We start from the raw sequence: 15,101 nt of genomic DNA, 5'->3' as shown, positions 1-15,101 counted from the left end.
TGAGGCGAAAAAGATGGAACAAAAGGAAATGATAGATCTTTTAAGACAGGTAGCATCCGGAACAATGGATGTAGAACAGGCAGCTTTGAAGTTAAAAGAAGAGCCTTTTGAAGATCTTGGTTTTGCCAAGATTGACCATCACAGAGCCATGCGCCAGGGTGTGGCAGAAGTGATTTATGGAGAAGGAAAAACACCGGAACAGATTTTCCGGATTGCAGAAGCAATGAAGGAAAAGGGACAGAAAGCAGTCCTGATCACAAGAATGAATAAGGAGTCAGCAATTTACGTGGGAGAACGCCTGGAACTTCAATATGATGAAGCCAGCCGGATTGGGTTTATAGGCGAAGCACCAATAAAAGATGGAGACGGGAAAATAGTTGTGGCAACAGGCGGGACAAGCGATATCCCTGTTGCAGAAGAGGCTGCAAGAACAGCAGAGACACTTGGAAATGAAGTGGTCCGTTTATATGATGTAGGTGTCGCAGGAGTACATCGTCTGCTTGGACATCTCGACGAATTAATGGAAGCTCGTGTCATTATTGCTGTAGCCGGAATGGAAGGAGCACTCGCCAGTGTGATTGGAGGACTGGTGGATTGCCCGGTGATCGCAGTTCCGACAAGTGTTGGATATGGAGCATCTTTCGGTGGCGTATCAGCACTTCTTTCTATGTTGAATTCTTGTGCAAGCGGAGTGAGTGTTGTAAATATCGATAATGGATTTGGCGCGGGATTTCTTGCGAGCCGGATCAATCACATAGAGAGGAGAACGAAGGAATGAGGACATTATATTTAGACTGTGGGATGGGAGCAGCAGGGGATATGCTGACGGCTTCATTATTGCAATTGTTTTCAGAACCTGTAAAACAGGTGAAAAAGTTGAATGATCTGAAAATCCCGGGGGTAAAATATCAGTTGGTGGCGTGTACAAGAGGCGGAATCAGAGGATATCAGGTCCGCGTGTTTGTGAAAGGACAGGAAGAAGAGAATCCTCATATGCAGACGGAAGAGCAGATCGGACATAAATCAGAAGAACCAGAGAAGCATACACAAGAACACGGACATCACTCAATGTCTCAGATCGTTCGTCTGATCAATCGGTTAAAAATTGAAGATCAGGTAAAACAGGACGCAGTTGCAGTTTATAAATTGATTGCAAAGGCGGAAGGAAAGGCGCATGGTCAGCGCATGGATGAAATCCATTTCCATGAGGTTGGGACGATGGATGCAGTGGCTGATGTTGTGGCTGTCTGCTATTTGCTGAATGAACTTCAGGTGGATCAGATTCTTGCATCACCGGTTCGTGTCGGATATGGTCATGTGAAATGTGCACATGGAATCCTTCCGGTGCCGGCACCGGCAACAGCGTATCTGATGAAAGAAATTCCAATGTATGCAGGAGACCTGGAGGGAGAATTCTGTACACCGACAGGAGCCGCACTTCTGAAGCATTTTGTTAAAAAGTATGAACAGATGCCGGTTCTGCAGATGGAAGAAATCGGTTATGGTTTTGGAAAAAGAGAGTATGAAAGACTGAACTGTGTGCGTGCGATTCTTGGAGAAACGCAAGACAAGGTAGAAGAAGAAATCCTAGAACTGTGCTGTAATCTGGATGATATGACTTCGGAAGAAATCGGGTATGCGACAGAGCTTCTGATCAAAGAAGGCGCATTGGATGTTTACACATCCTCCATTCAGATGAAGAAAAACCGGCCGGGGATTCTGCTTACATGTATGTGCAGGGCAGAGCAGAAAGAGTATTTTCTACAGCTGATATTCAAACACACTTCAACACTTGGTGTCAGAGAGTATTTTTGTAGAAGATATGGACTTAAGCGGAAAATAGACGAAGTGCAGACAGAATATGGAACCGTTCATGTGAAGAGAGCATCCGGATATGGAGTGGTGAAAGAAAAACTCGAGTATGATGATGTTTCCAAAATTGCAGAAGAACATAGCTGGTCTGTAGCAGAGGCAAGAAATAGGATCTATGGAAAATTATAATTTTAATATACAGGAAGAATTGAAAAAGCTTCCGGGAAGGCCGGGAGTCTATCTGATGCATGATGAGACGGATCAGATTATCTATGTCGGAAAAGCAATCAGCCTGAAAAACCGTGTGCGGCAGTATTTTCAAAGCAGCAGGAATAAAGGGGTTAAGATCGAACAGATGGTAACACATATCCGCCGCTTTGAATATATTGTGACAGATTCGGAACTGGAAGCACTTGTTCTGGAATGTAATCTGATCAAGGAACATCGGCCCAAATATAATACGATGCTGATGGATGACAAGGCCTATCCATTCATCAAGGTGACAACAGGAGAGGAATACCCTCGTATTATGCTGGCACGTCAGATGAAAAAAGATAAGGCACGTTATTTCGGTCCCTATACAAGCTCACAGGCGGTGCGTGATACAATTGATCTGATCCATAAGCTGTATCATATAAGAAGCTGTAATCGTTCACTTCCAAAAGACATTGGAAAAGAGCGTCCGTGTCTGAATTATCATATCAAGCAGTGTGAGGCACCGTGCCAGGGATACATTTCCCGGGAAGAATACCGGAAATCCATTGATGAGGTGATCCGTTTTCTAAATGGAAATTTTGATATGATTTTAAAAGATCTGGAAGATAAGATGATGGCCGCTTCGGAGGCACTGGAATTTGAGAAAGCAATCGAATATAGAGAGTTATTAAATAGTGTGAAAAAGGTGGCTCAGAAACAGAAGATTACAGATTCCAGTGGGGAAGACAGAGATGTCATGGCAGTTGCATGCCAGGACGAAGATGCAGTTGTACAGGTCTTTTTTATCCGTGGCGGAAGATTGATCGGGAGAGACCATTTCTATCTGAGAATCAGCGAAGAGGATAAAAAATCGGAAATTCTTAACAGTTTTATCAAACAGTATTATGCAGGAACCCCTTTTCTTCCAGGTGAGCTGATGCTGCCGGAAGAAATCGAAGAGCAGGAACTTCTTGAATCCTGGCTGAGCGCGAAGAAGGGGCAGAAAGTAACGATCCGTGTGCCGAAGAAAGGTACAAAAGAAAAGCTGGTAGAACTGGCGGAAGAGAATGCGAGGATGGTTCTGTCTAAAGATAAAGAGCGGCTAAAGAGGGAAGAAGGACGTACGATTGGTGCAGTGAAGGAGATAGCATCTTTACTGGGGCTGGAAAAGATCGTCCGTATGGAAGCATATGATATTTCTAATACAAATGGTTTCGAATCGGTAGGCTCTATGGTTGTCTATGAGAAAGGAAAACCAAAGCGGAATGATTACAGGAAGTTCAAAATCAAGAGCGTGAAAGGACCAGATGATTATGCGAGCATGCGAGAAGTTCTTACGCGTCGTTTTACACATGGATTAAAAGAACGTGAGGAGAATGCGGAAGCTGGGAAATTTACAACATTTCCGGATTTGATTCTGATGGATGGAGGCCGTGGACAGGTAAATATTGCATTGCAGGTGCTTGATGAGTTGAAGCTGAATATTCCGGTCTGTGGTATGGTGAAAGATGACAATCATAGAACAAGAGGATTATATTATAATAATGTGGAAATCCCGATTGACCGCAATTCAGAAGCATTTAAACTGATCACAAGAATTCAGGATGAAGCCCATCGGTTTGCAATCGAGTTCCACAGGCAGCTGCGTGGCAAAGGGCAGGTACATTCCGTTTTGGATGATATTGAAGGAATCGGTCCGGCCAGAAGAAAGGCATTGATGCGGCATTATCTGAGCCTGGATGCAATCCGGAGCGCAACAGTAGAAGAACTGGCGCAGCTTCCGTCAATGAATGAGAAGGCAGCAGAATCGGTTTATCAATTCTTTCATGATTAAGGGTTTTATCGAAAAGAAAATCATGATATACTTATGTACAGGCGATGGGACATGTAGGGAAATGTTGGATTTATGCGAGCAGTAAGTATCATATATCTCTTGAGCTTATCAAGGCAGCATGTCTGAAACGAAAAGAGATACAGGAAAAGGAGATTACAAGATGAGTGGTGTGAAATTAACCGATATCGTTGAAAAGATGAATCTGAAAAATCTCACTCCGGAAGTAGATATCACAGAACGTGAAGTTCTTGTTCCGGATGTGAACAGACCGGCACTTCAGCTGGCAGGATTTTTCGATCATTTTGATCTGAATCGTGTACAGATTATAGGGAATGTAGAGTGTGCCTATCTGGAGACTTTGGAAGAAGAGAAAAGAGTTGAGATTTATCAGAAACTTCTGGAACATAAAGTACCATGTATTATTTTCAGCAATGAACTTCAGCCGGATGAAAGCTTCATTGAGATTGCTCAGAAAAATGATATTCCGGTATTCGGTACATGTAAGAAGACATCCTCCTTTATGGGAGAACTGATCCGTTGGCTGAATGTAAAACTTGCTCCGTGCATTTCCATTCATGGAGTGCTTGTTGACGTATATGGTGTCGGAGTTCTGATCATGGGAGAAAGTGGAATCGGTAAGAGCGAAGCAGCTCTTGAACTAATCAAGCGTGGACATCGTCTTGTGACGGATGATGTGGTTGAGATCCGCAAAGTCAGTGACGATACACTGGTTGGTTCTGCACCGGATATCACAAGACATTTTATCGAGCTGCGTGGTATCGGAATCGTGGATGTAAAGTCTATGTTCGGTGTACAGAGCGTAAGAGAAACACAGAATATCGATCTGGTCATTACTCTGGAAGACTGGAGCAGAGAGAAAGAATACGACAGACTTGGTCTGGAGGAGGAATATACAGAATTCCTTGGAAACCGAGTTGTCTGCCATAATATTCCGATCCGTCCGGGACGTAATCTGGCGATCATCGTAGAATCTGCTGCAGTTAACCACAGACAGAAGCAGATGGGATACAACGCTGCACAGGAATTGTACAAACGTGTGCAGGAGAATCTGGCAAAGAGAAGAAAATAAAACAAAAGAGAAACAGAGGATGCGGTACAAATGTTACAGAGTACCGCATTCTTATGTGAAATATAAAAAGAAACGGAGATAGATTTATGAAATATTGTTTTGGTGTTGATATCGGGGGAACAACGGTTAAACTTGGTCTGTTCAGTGAGGCAGGTGCTATTGTAGAGAAATGGGAGATCGTGACAAGAACTGAGAATGAAGGTGCGGCGATTCTTCCGGATGTTGCAGAAGCAATCAATGGTAAGTTAGAGCAGCACGGCATTGAGAAAGAACAGGTTCTTGGAATCGGTGTCGGTGTGCCGGCTCCTGTTACTGTAGATGGAATTGTCAACGGTTCTGCGAATCTTGGCTGGAAATATAAGAATGCGAAGAAAGAGCTGGAAGAACTGACAGGATTGACAGCAGAGTTTGGAAATGATGCGAATGTCGCAGCACTTGGCGAGATGTGGAAAGGCGGCGGTGTTGGTTACCGCAATATGATCATGGTCACACTTGGAACAGGTGTTGGAGGTGGCATTATCATCAATGGAAAGATCCTGACGGGAGAGAACGGAGCAGGTGGAGAGATTGGTCATATGTGTGTGAATCTGGAAGAGACAGATACTTGCGGATGTGGCGGACACGGATGTCTGGAGCAGTATGCATCAGCAACAGGTATCTCTCGTCTTGCAAGAAAGAAGATGGAGCATGAGACACGTGCAACAATCCTGACAAAAGAAGATCTTTCTGCAAAAGCTGTTTTCGATGCAGTCAAAGAAGGAGACGAAGTTGCGATTGAAGTTGCGACAGAGATGGGAAATTATTTAGGACATGCAATGGCAGATATGGCAGCAGTACTGGATCCGGCTGTATTTGTAATTGGCGGTGGAGTGTCCAAAGCAGGAGAAGTTCTGCTTTCATTTATCGAAAAACCATTTATGGAAAAAGCGTTCTTTGCAAATAAGAATGTGAAATTTAAGCTTGCTACTCTTGGAAATGATGCAGGAATCTGCGGAGCAGCTAAGCTGGTACTTGCGGATTGATAAAAGTATAACAAGTGCAGAATAAATAGTAGAAAGAAAAAAGAGGAGATTTTTACAGATGTTGGATATCTGTGAAATCCCTCTTTTTTCTTTGGGAAATCTATTATACAAGCACTTTTTTGAAACTAACTTTAAAGTATATGGTTTCTGCAATCGCTGTGAGTCCCCAGGAGAAGATGTACAGCAGATACAGAGATGGAATTGTATGGAAGTAAGCAAATACCGTATAGATCCATATAATACGAAATACGCAGGATCCCATGATAACAATAAATGTAGGAGCAATGCTCTTGCCGATTCCTCTGGAAGATGCAATCGCACAGTCCATAAAGGCGCTGAATGCATAGGAGAATCCCATAATCCTAATTCTATGCATGCCAGCTGCGATAACGGCTGGTTCTGTGGCAAACAGAGACAAGAATGGGCGCCCAAAGAAGAAGAGTGCTCCTCCGAGAAGCAGGCCTGCACTGAAAGAATAAGTAAGTGTTACGAGATAGCATTTTTTCATTCTTTCTTTATTCCCGGCTCCCCAGTTCTGGCTCATGAAACTGGAACAGGCCACGTAGAAGGCAAACATAACATTGTAAATCAGATTGTCTGCATTCGCAGCTGCAGCATTTCCGGAAACCATAATCGCATCAAAGGAGTTGACTCCGGATTGAACAAAAAGGTTTGCAATCGCGAAAATCGCATTCTGAAGACCGGATGGAACACCGAGATAAAGAACTCCTTTTCCATAAATGTTATGATAACGCAGATTGCGCAGACGAACTTTACATTCATCATCGCGTCGCATCAGATGGATCAGGATCAATCCTCCTGAAACGTACTGTGCGATTGCACTGGCAGTAGCAACTCCGACAGCAGCCATATGGAATACGATAACAAAGATCAGATTCAATAGGACATTAAGTATTCCGGCAAATGCAAGGTAATACATCGGACGCTTTGTATCCCCACGGGCGCTTAAGACACCGTTGCCGAAATTATAAACCGCCGTGGCAGGCATGCCAAGTGCAAAAACTTTCATGTAGAGAACAGCCTGATCGAGCAGTTCGGGCTTTGTATTCATCATGGAAAGCATTGGTCCTGCAAAAAGCAGACAGATCAGACAGACGAAAATACCTGCCGCTGCACAGATAATGAGTGCAGAGTGAATGGTTTCTTTTGTAGCTTTCTTATCACCGGCACCGAGTTTATTGGCAACCTGGACGTTGACACCACTTCCGAGCCCGATCAGAAGTCCCGTGAACAGTGTGACAAGTGTAGTTGTCGAGCCGACAGAACCAAGTGCTTTGTAATCTGCAAAATGTCCGACAACAGCGACATCACTTAAGTTGAACATCACTTCCAAAATCTGGGAAAATATAAGAGGAACACTGAAGAAAAACATGTTTTTCCAAAGAGATCCCTGAGTCATTTCAATTGTTCGCTTTCGTCTTTTCGTTATTTCATTATTCATTCCCAAATACCTCTTTACCAGATAAAATAATGAAAGAAAACAGATAAAATTACAAAAAAAACATCACTCCCAAAAGAAAGCAATGAAAAATAACGTATTGTATTGTGTATTAATAAATCTTTTGGATGCCCCAAACATCCGTATCTGTTGTTACTGTTCACACGGGAGTGAACAGTAACTATCTGTTTTCTGGTTAAAATCCGATGATTCTTATATACAGTGTAGCATGAAAAGTGCGGGGAAACAACAGGAAAAACAATAATTTTTTTCAATGATTCTTTTATTTTTTCAGATGAATTTAAGCCTTGAAAATAAATTTTTACAACAAAAAGATTAAAATAAATCAAGAAAAAGATTAAAATAGACTCTTGATTTCTGATTTCAGAGGACTATAATGTCAGAGTAAACAAAATACAGTTCACCAAAATTCGTTGATGAGAACAAAACCGTATCCGTCATTATTTTCAGAGAGTCTGTGGCTGGTGTGAACAGACAATAACCGGGTAAGGATATCCTCTCTAAGAAGCGGGCTGAAAGCAGATGAACATGTTGCAAGTAAACCTCGCCGGGATCCACCGTTATATGGATAGCATATGTTGGTATGTGAAGTGTCGCAGAATTAATTTTTGCGGAATTAGGGTGGTAACGCGGATTATATTCGTCCCTTTTCAGATTGAGTTCTGGAAAGGGACTTTTTTCTTTGAATATATCTCAAGAAGAATACAAATTTTAGGTGAACAAGAATCCTAAGGAGGTATTGTAATGAAAGCATTACAAAAAGTCAGCAAATTTTTATCAGATTATACTTCAGTGGTTGTTATTGCCATTGCAGTAGTGACATTCTTTGTCCCGACAATGATGGGATGGGTTAACAACGCTTTGTTTGTCGATCCGGTATCCAATAAATTTACCTGTCAGTCTATTATTATCGGAGTGATCATGTTTAGTATGGGTCTGACATTAACAACAGAGGATTTTAAGATTCTGGCGCAGAGACCGTTTGACATCTGCATCGGAGCTATCGCCCAGTATCTGATTATGCCATTCCTTGCATTTGCACTGACAAAGGCATTGAATCTTCCGGATGGAATCGCTTTGGGACTGATTCTTGTTGGATGTTGTCCTGGTGGTGTGTCATCCAATATTATGTCTTATCTGTGTGGAGGAGACGTAGCATTTTCCGTAGGAATGACAACAGTTTCAACACTGCTCTCACCAGTTATGACACCACTTATGGTTTCACTGCTGGCAAGTGGTACACATATTTCAATCAAAGGATTACCTATGTTTGTATCCATTATTGAAACAGTTATCTTCCCGGTAGCAGTAGGATTCTTACTTAACTATCTGTTAGGAAAAAATAAAACATTCAAAGAACTTCAGAAAATTATGCCTGGTATTGCAGTACTTGGACTTGCATGCGTTGTCGGCGGTGTAGTATCTTCACAGGGAAGCAAATTCTTTGAGTCCGGTGTTGTAATCTTCGTAGCAGTATTTCTTCATAATGGACTTGGATATCTGCTTGGATACGGAGCTGGTAAACTCACAGGAATGAATACAGCGAAGAAGAGAACAATCTCGATCGAGGTAGGTATGCAGAATGCAGGACTTGCAACAAACCTTGCAACAACAACAGCACAGTTTGCATCCACACCGGAGTCAGCAATCATCTGTGCAGTATCTTGTACATGGCATTCTATTTCAGGAACACTCCTTGCAGGAATGTTTGCATATTATGATAAATTCAAAGAGGACAGAGAATCCAAGAGTGTGAATACAAAAGAAGAAGCAGTATAAAAAGAATGAAATGATAAGGCAGAGGTAAAAAATAATTGATTTAGAGGATGGTTTGACACAACGAACAAGAAACGTTCGAATGTGAGAAAACCATCCTTTTTTCTGTGTTGCATGGTGAGGAAAATCATTTTATAATAAATAAGGCAAGGGATTCTATCTGAACATAAGAAAGTAATCAGAGTTCGAAATAAAAGAGAAATACAAGAGGGGAAATGCAAATGGAAGAAAAAGAAAATACAGAAAATGCGGAGATGGGAAAACGAAAACATTCTCATGATACAAAAATAGTAATAAAGTATTATTATGAAAGGATCCGACAGAACACGGAAAATTTTCTGAAATGGATGGGGCTTTCTGTTTTGACAGGTCTGGTTGTAGGCGGTGCGAGTGCAATATTTGCAGGATGTATCAAGGCAGCAACGGAATACAGGGATACACATAATTGGATTTTTATGCTTTTGCCGGTTGCAGGAGTTCTGATTGTATTTATGTATGAGAAGATAGGAAGGCAGGACGGAGGAACGAATCAGGTACTTGCTACAATTAAATCAAAGGATGATGTTCCGTTTCTGTCAGCACCATTGATTTTTGTGTCAACATTATTGACGCATCTTACCGGTGGCTCGGCAGGAAGAGAAGGTGCGTCGATACAGTTTGGTGGAAGTATTGGAAATTGGCTTGGAAAACTGGCTCATTTAGATGAATTTGATCACCATGTGATGATCATGTGCGGAATGAGTGCAGCGTTTGCAGCCGTGTTTGGAACACCGATGGCAGCAGCAGTTTTTGCAATGGAAGTTGTGAGCGTGGGGGTAATGTATTACGCAGCACTTCTTCCGTGTGTGATTGCAGCTATCATTGCAGCAGAGTTTGCAACAGGAATGGGGATTGATCCGGAGACATTTCCGGTACATTCTATCCCGGGACTTACTGTGGAGTCAGGACTTAAGATGGCACTGATCGCAGTGGGGTGTGGGATTTTAAGTATTCTATTCTGTATCTTGCTAAAAACAGTAGGGCAGTTGTATGCAAAGTATCTGAAAAATCCGTATATTAGAATTGTTGTTGCAGCAGGAGTGATCATTCTGATCACAATATGTCTGAATACAAAAGATTATATGGGAGCAGGTAGTGGATTGATCGCAAGAGCTATTGAAAAGGGTGAAGCAAGACCACTTGATTTTTTATGGAAAATGTTACTTACAGCACTTACGATGCGGGCAGGATATCGTGGTGGTGAGATTGTACCGGCATTCAGTATAGGTGCAACATTTGGATGTGTTGCCGGTGGAATACTTGGATTTTCACCGGAATTAGCAGCGGCAGCCAGCATGGTTGCACTTTTCTGCGGAGTGACGAACTGTCCGATTACGGCAATGCTGATTTCATTCGAACTGTTTGGATTTTCAGGAGCAGCATATTATCTGATCGCGATATCAATCAGCTATGCGGTTTCCGGATATTATAGTTTATATAAAGATCAGACGATTGTATATTCTAAATATAAAGCAAGATATATTAACCGTAAAACAAGATAGCAGAATATTGTATCAGAGAGATACGGATAGGATGACAAGAGCAATCAGTTATATAAGTATGCGAAAAGGAGAGGCGTTTTGTATAGCCTCTCCTTTTTAGGTGTACCTTGCGGCGCATAATTTACTTATTGAGTGGTACTTCCACTTTCAGTGTCGCTACCAGTAGTGCTGCCGGAAGTATCAGTATCACCTGTAGTTGTTCCGGTTGTTCCACCAGAGTCTCCGCCGGCAGCGGGTTCGGTTGTTGTTCCACCAGAGGAAGAATCCGGTGATGATGTTGCTCCAGAAGAATCGGTACCTGTAGCAGGTGTGGTTTCATCAGAACTCTCGGTGTCATCTTTCTCATAGTATTCTGATGGCGCAAAATAGTGACCACTACAGCTCTTAGTCGGAACATTGTCTTTTGAAAAATACTCTGTAATGGCAGGACAACTGCTTGTGGCAAGGAGTCCTGTTTTAGTACAAACCGTCTTTTCTTCGACAGAGGATGGAATTTCAAAGTCCTTGTACTCAAGGCCTTTTGTATCCTGGATACGTTCCATGATATTTCTCCAAAGTTTCTGATGCCAGTTCTGGCTTAATCGATCCATTGTCTTATGCTCATCATATCCACCCCATACAGACGCTGTATAATAAGGCGTAAATGCTGAAATCCACAAGTCGCGGCTTTCCTGGCTGGTACCTGTTTTAGCGGCAACAGGCATGTTGCTCAGTCTTGCAGAACCACCGGTTCCACCGGCACCGTTGACAACGTCTTCCATTGCACTTGTCAGAAGATAAGCAGTGGAGTCTTTTAAGACTTCATGTGTCTCAGGGGTTGTGTTATCGAGAAGAACATTTCCTTCATGATCCAGAACCTGTGTGTAAAGAATCGGTTTCATGTAAGTTCCACCATTGGCAATTGCTGCATAGGCAGCTGTCATCTCGATATTATATACACCGTTTGTGATACCACCAAGAGCTTTCGCCTGTGAATATTTATCATCTTCAGTCAGTGTTGTAAATCCAAAATCAAGAAGATAATCATAACTTTCCGTTTCACCAACATAGTCAGTTAATGTCTTAACGGCAAGGACGTTCATAGAATGTTCGATTCCATAACGGACACGTGTCGGACCGATATATTTTTTATCCCAGTTGTTTACGGACTGTCCGTTTTTATATTCATATTCTTCATCATCAATTGTTGTTGCAAGAGTGATCTTTCCTTCGTTAAGTGCCGGTGCATAAGCAGCAAGAATCTTGAAACAGGATCCAGGCTGTCTTGCAGAATCTGTGGCACGGTTTAGAGAAAGACTGGATTTCTTTTCGCCGCGTCCACCGACGATGGCTTTCACCTGTCCGGTATACTGATCCATCACAACAACAGAAGCCTGCGGCTGAGGTGAGAGCTCAATTCTCTCATCAACAGTGTCTCCGTCAGCCTCATTGATATTGAGCGTTGATTTAAATGCATCAACTGCTTCCTGTGCAGCTTCTTCAGAACCGTAGAGAAGAGGAGTGTCATATCCCCATGCAGTCTGAATATAAGAAGCAAGTTGTTCTTTGCTGTAGTTCTCAGAAGAACCATCTGCCCTGTGGATAGTAAGTGCGTAATCAAGCCCATATTCTGTATCACCATTGAGATAATCCCCTACATTAGCAACTTCGTCATCACAGATGGCCTGAATATCAGCATCCTGTGTAACGTTGATCGTAAGGCCGCCGCTATAGAGCAGATTATATGCCTGTGTTTCTGTATAACTCTTCTCAGTTACAAGATCATCTACAACCTGATTTATGACAGCATCGATGAAATAAGTGTAAGGTTTGGATGCAGTTGTATTTGACGCTGTTTCGGAAATGCGGTCATATACATTATCAGCCATAGCCTCATCGTATTCATCCTTTGTGATAGAGCCTTGTTCCTTCATGTTTTTCAGTACTTTTTCCCGTCTTTTTGCATTATTCTCCGGGTTGCTAACAGGATTCAGATTCGACGGACTCTGAGTGATCGCTGCGATAACTGCACATTCAGAAAGAGTCAGGTCTTTTGCATCTTTATTAAAGTAACGCTGTGCGGCTGTCTGAACTCCGAGGCATCCCTGACCTAAATTGATTGTGTTCATGTATGCTTCAAGAATCTCTTCCTTACTCATCTCTTTTTCAATCTTTAGTGCAAGGTACTGTTCCTGGATTTTACGTTCAATTCGCTGATACTTACTCTCATTGATGAAATTAGGGAATACATTATTTTTGATCAGCTGCTGGGTTAATGTGCTGGCTCCTTCTGTGAAATGGAAGCCATGTGCAACACCATTGACACCGGCACGGATAATTCCCTGGATATCAATACCATTATGCTTGAAGAAACGTTCGTCCTCGATCGCAACAAAAGCTTTTCCCATGTATGGTGAAATCTCGTCATATTTCTTGTAAACACGGTTAGAATCAGAGTCTTTGAGTTGCTCAAGCAAAGTTCCATTGGAATCGACAATATTCGTTGTATAGCCCTGTGGCATAATGTCCTTTGCTGTGACTTCCGGTGTATTGTCAATCACTTTTTTTACATATATGCCAACTCCGGCTGCCCCAATGACGATCAAAAGCAGAAAACAAATAATGAGGGCTTTGAAAAAACGTACGCCGACTCGCTTCTTTTTCCTTTTCTTTTTAGAAGAAATTCGCTTTTTTCTTCTAGAAAGATTCGATTTTCCGTAATTCACGTATAATATCCTCCTTTATTGACTTCTATGATTATATCAAATTTACCGATGTAAATAAAGGTAAATTTGAAAAGTTCAAATTTTCCTGAAAATCTTAAGAAAAAATACAGTTTTATATAGAAAAGCATGGTATATTAGATAAAGAAATATTTTCAAATATAGCAAAAATAAAAAAGGAATGGGAGACTGAAAAATGGAAATCTACCATACAATATATAAGGGCGGAGACGGAGAAATTGTTGAAAAGAAATCCAGATTTATTGCAGAAGTGCATCCGGTCACATCAGAAGAAGAAGCCATGGAGATTTTAGAGCAGACAAGAAAGCAGTACTGGGATGCGAGACATCATTGCTGGGCTTACATTATAGGAAGGAATCCGGCGGCAGAAAGAATGAGTGATGATGGAGAACCGGCAGGAACAGCAGGAAAACCGATTTTGGAGGTGATCCGTGGGAGAGAACTGACGAATGTACTTGTAATTGTTACAAGATATTTTGGAGGTACGCTTCTTGGAACAGGTGGACTGGTCAGGGCTTATACAGCAGCAACGATCGAAGGATTGAAGAACAGTGAGAGCATTGCAAGGATTCATGGGGTGAAACTCGGAATTGAGACGAATTATACGGATTTGGGAAAAATTCAATATCTGATTGCAAATCGAAATCTGGATCAATTAGAACCTGTTTACACAGATAAGGTTGAAATGACAGTGTTTGTTCCGACAGATGAGATGGGCAGCCTGCGGGCTGAACTGATGGAAGGGACAAACGGTCAGGTGGTTCTGGATGAAGAGACAACCTGTTGGTTTGCAAGGACAGAAGATGGAATTAAGATTTTTGATGAAGAATAATTCTCATAGAAGATGTTGTTTTGTGAGATAGAAAGGACCCCCTGCCGGAATATCTGGCAGGGGATCCTTTCCTTTAAGTGTGTGTCATATAACATTCAATAAATCTACTTATACTGAATAGATATGTTCTATGAGAATTCTGGTTCGATCAGACCAAATGAACCATCTTTTCTTTTGTATACTACATTGACTTCATCAGTCTCGGCGTTGGAGAATACGAAGAAGTTATGTCCGAGAAGTTCCATCTGAACACAGGCATCTTCTGGAAACATTGGTTTAATACCAAACTTCTTTGTACGAACGATACGGACTTCATCGTCTTCTGTTGTCTCTTCTTCTGAATCAAAGAATTCTTTTCTGAAGCTGTTACCTGATGGAGCATATGATGTAGGATGTCCCTGATTACGAGCAACCAGTTTGTTCTTATATTTGCGAAGCTGGCGTTCGATGATCTCTTCTACAAGATCAATGGAAACATACATATCATTGCTTGTCTGCTCAGAACGGATAATATTTCCTTTGACTGGGATTGTTACCTCAATTTTCTGACGTCCTTTTTCTACACTGAGCGTTACATTGATTTCTGTTTCAGGAGTGAAGTACCTTTCAAGTTTTCCTAATTTCTGTTCGATAGCATCCTTTAATCCCGGTGTTACCTCGATGTTTTTTCCGCTGATAATAAATTTCATGCTGCTCAACTCCTTTGTTCAAATTATACAGAAGAATGATTAGATTACTTCTGTATCATGGTTACATTATAACATGAAAAAGATTTTCTGTATACAATAAATCGTCC

11 protein-coding genes and 1 other annotated feature are annotated in these 15,101 nt (G+C 41.8%); of the genes, 8 read left to right on the top strand and 3 right to left on the bottom strand.

Annotated elements, in window-relative coordinates:
* The first annotated feature begins 13 nt into the window (after positions 1 to 13).
* The 5 genes from larB (at position 14) to ACZ47Z_RS10570 (ending at position 5,953) form a co-directional block, all read left to right on the top strand.
* Entirely contained in the window at positions 14 to 778 is a 765-nt protein-coding gene (larB, locus tag ACZ47Z_RS10590) for a nickel pincer cofactor biosynthesis protein LarB (protein ID WP_054752309.1), read from the top strand.
* The gene (gene larC, locus ACZ47Z_RS10585; protein WP_055148242.1) at positions 775 to 2,001 is read left to right on the top strand and encodes a nickel pincer cofactor biosynthesis protein LarC; all 1,227 of its coding nucleotides are present in this window, start codon (positions 775 to 777) and stop codon (positions 1,999 to 2,001) included. The genes larB and larC overlap by 4 nt, the downstream gene beginning before the upstream one ends.
* A complete protein-coding gene (uvrC, locus tag ACZ47Z_RS10580) occupies positions 1,988 to 3,841 on the top strand; it encodes an excinuclease ABC subunit UvrC (protein ID WP_418291529.1) in 1,854 nt (617 codons plus the stop codon). The genes larC and uvrC overlap by 14 nt, the downstream gene beginning before the upstream one ends.
* Before the next feature lie 160 nt (positions 3,842 to 4,001).
* On the top strand, positions 4,002 to 4,931 hold the full coding sequence (hprK, locus tag ACZ47Z_RS10575) for an HPr(Ser) kinase/phosphatase (protein WP_054752311.1): 930 nt from the start codon (positions 4,002 to 4,004) through the stop codon (positions 4,929 to 4,931).
* An 86-nt stretch (positions 4,932 to 5,017) separates the two neighbouring features.
* The gene (locus ACZ47Z_RS10570) at positions 5,018 to 5,953 is read left to right on the top strand and encodes an ROK family glucokinase (RefSeq protein ID WP_054752313.1); all 936 of its coding nucleotides are present in this window, start codon (positions 5,018 to 5,020) and stop codon (positions 5,951 to 5,953) included.
* Between the two features lie 103 nt (positions 5,954 to 6,056).
* Here ACZ47Z_RS10570 and ACZ47Z_RS10565 read toward each other — a convergent pair whose 3' ends face one another.
* On the bottom strand, positions 6,057 to 7,415 hold the full coding sequence (locus ACZ47Z_RS10565; RefSeq protein ID WP_418291532.1) for an MATE family efflux transporter: 1,359 nt from the start codon (positions 7,413 to 7,415) through the stop codon (positions 6,057 to 6,059).
* Positions 7,416 to 7,837: 422 nt separating this feature from the next.
* Positions 7,838 to 8,084: a binding site (T-box leader), on the top strand.
* Positions 8,085 to 8,177: 93 nt separating this feature from the next.
* Here ACZ47Z_RS10565 and ACZ47Z_RS10560 point away from each other — a divergent pair.
* Entirely contained in the window at positions 8,178 to 9,212 is a 1,035-nt protein-coding gene (locus ACZ47Z_RS10560) for a bile acid:sodium symporter family protein (protein WP_015529598.1), read from the top strand.
* A 218-nt stretch (positions 9,213 to 9,430) separates the two neighbouring features.
* Positions 9,431 to 10,750 (top strand): chloride channel protein, encoded by a 1,320-nt coding sequence (locus ACZ47Z_RS10555; RefSeq protein ID WP_054752315.1) that lies wholly within the window; start codon positions 9,431 to 9,433, stop codon positions 10,748 to 10,750.
* A gap of 125 nt (positions 10,751 to 10,875) precedes the next feature.
* Here ACZ47Z_RS10555 and ACZ47Z_RS10550 read toward each other — a convergent pair whose 3' ends face one another.
* The gene (locus tag ACZ47Z_RS10550; RefSeq protein WP_426759339.1) at positions 10,876 to 13,455 is read right to left on the bottom strand and encodes a transglycosylase domain-containing protein; all 2,580 of its coding nucleotides are present in this window, start codon (positions 13,453 to 13,455) and stop codon (positions 10,876 to 10,878) included.
* Positions 13,456 to 13,648: 193 nt separating this feature from the next.
* On the opposite strand from ACZ47Z_RS10550, the gene ACZ47Z_RS10545 reads away from it, so the two are divergent.
* Positions 13,649 to 14,305 carry a YigZ family protein gene (locus ACZ47Z_RS10545; RefSeq protein WP_055157214.1) on the top strand — a complete coding sequence of 219 codons (657 nt, stop codon included), beginning with the start codon at positions 13,649 to 13,651 and terminating at the stop codon, positions 14,303 to 14,305.
* Positions 14,306 to 14,433: 128 nt separating this feature from the next.
* Here the strand turns inward: ACZ47Z_RS10545 and hpf are convergent, their stop codons facing one another.
* Entirely contained in the window at positions 14,434 to 14,994 is a 561-nt protein-coding gene (gene hpf, locus ACZ47Z_RS10540) for a ribosome hibernation-promoting factor, HPF/YfiA family (protein WP_015529601.1), read from the bottom strand.
* Positions 14,995 to 15,101: the final 107 nt, after the last annotated feature.

This window comes from Mediterraneibacter faecis, assembly GCF_055383675.1.
The sequence above is the reverse complement of the archived record's forward strand: the minus strand, read 5'-3'. Positions and strand labels throughout refer to the sequence as shown.

What these genes read in the sequence shown, in the direction of transcription:
- larB (WP_054752309.1), top strand. Translation starts at nt 14, where the DNA reads ATGGAACAAAAGGAAATGATAGATCTTTTAAGACAGGTAGCATCCGGA.
- larC (WP_055148242.1), top strand. Translation starts at nt 775, where the DNA reads ATGAGGACATTATATTTAGACTGTGGGATGGGAGCAGCAGGGGATATG.
- uvrC (WP_418291529.1), top strand. Translation starts at nt 1,988, where the DNA reads ATGGAAAATTATAATTTTAATATACAGGAAGAATTGAAAAAGCTTCCG.
- hprK (WP_054752311.1), top strand. Translation starts at nt 4,002, where the DNA reads ATGAGTGGTGTGAAATTAACCGATATCGTTGAAAAGATGAATCTGAAA.
- ACZ47Z_RS10570 (WP_054752313.1), top strand. Translation starts at nt 5,018, where the DNA reads ATGAAATATTGTTTTGGTGTTGATATCGGGGGAACAACGGTTAAACTT.
- ACZ47Z_RS10565 (WP_418291532.1), bottom strand. Translation starts at nt 7,415, where the DNA reads ATGAATAATGAAATAACGAAAAGACGAAAGCGAACAATTGAAATGACT.
- ACZ47Z_RS10560 (WP_015529598.1), top strand. Translation starts at nt 8,178, where the DNA reads ATGAAAGCATTACAAAAAGTCAGCAAATTTTTATCAGATTATACTTCA.
- ACZ47Z_RS10555 (WP_054752315.1), top strand. Translation starts at nt 9,431, where the DNA reads ATGGAAGAAAAAGAAAATACAGAAAATGCGGAGATGGGAAAACGAAAA.
- ACZ47Z_RS10545 (WP_055157214.1), top strand. Translation starts at nt 13,649, where the DNA reads ATGGAAATCTACCATACAATATATAAGGGCGGAGACGGAGAAATTGTT.
- hpf (WP_015529601.1), bottom strand. Translation starts at nt 14,994, where the DNA reads ATGAAATTTATTATCAGCGGAAAAAACATCGAGGTAACACCGGGATTA.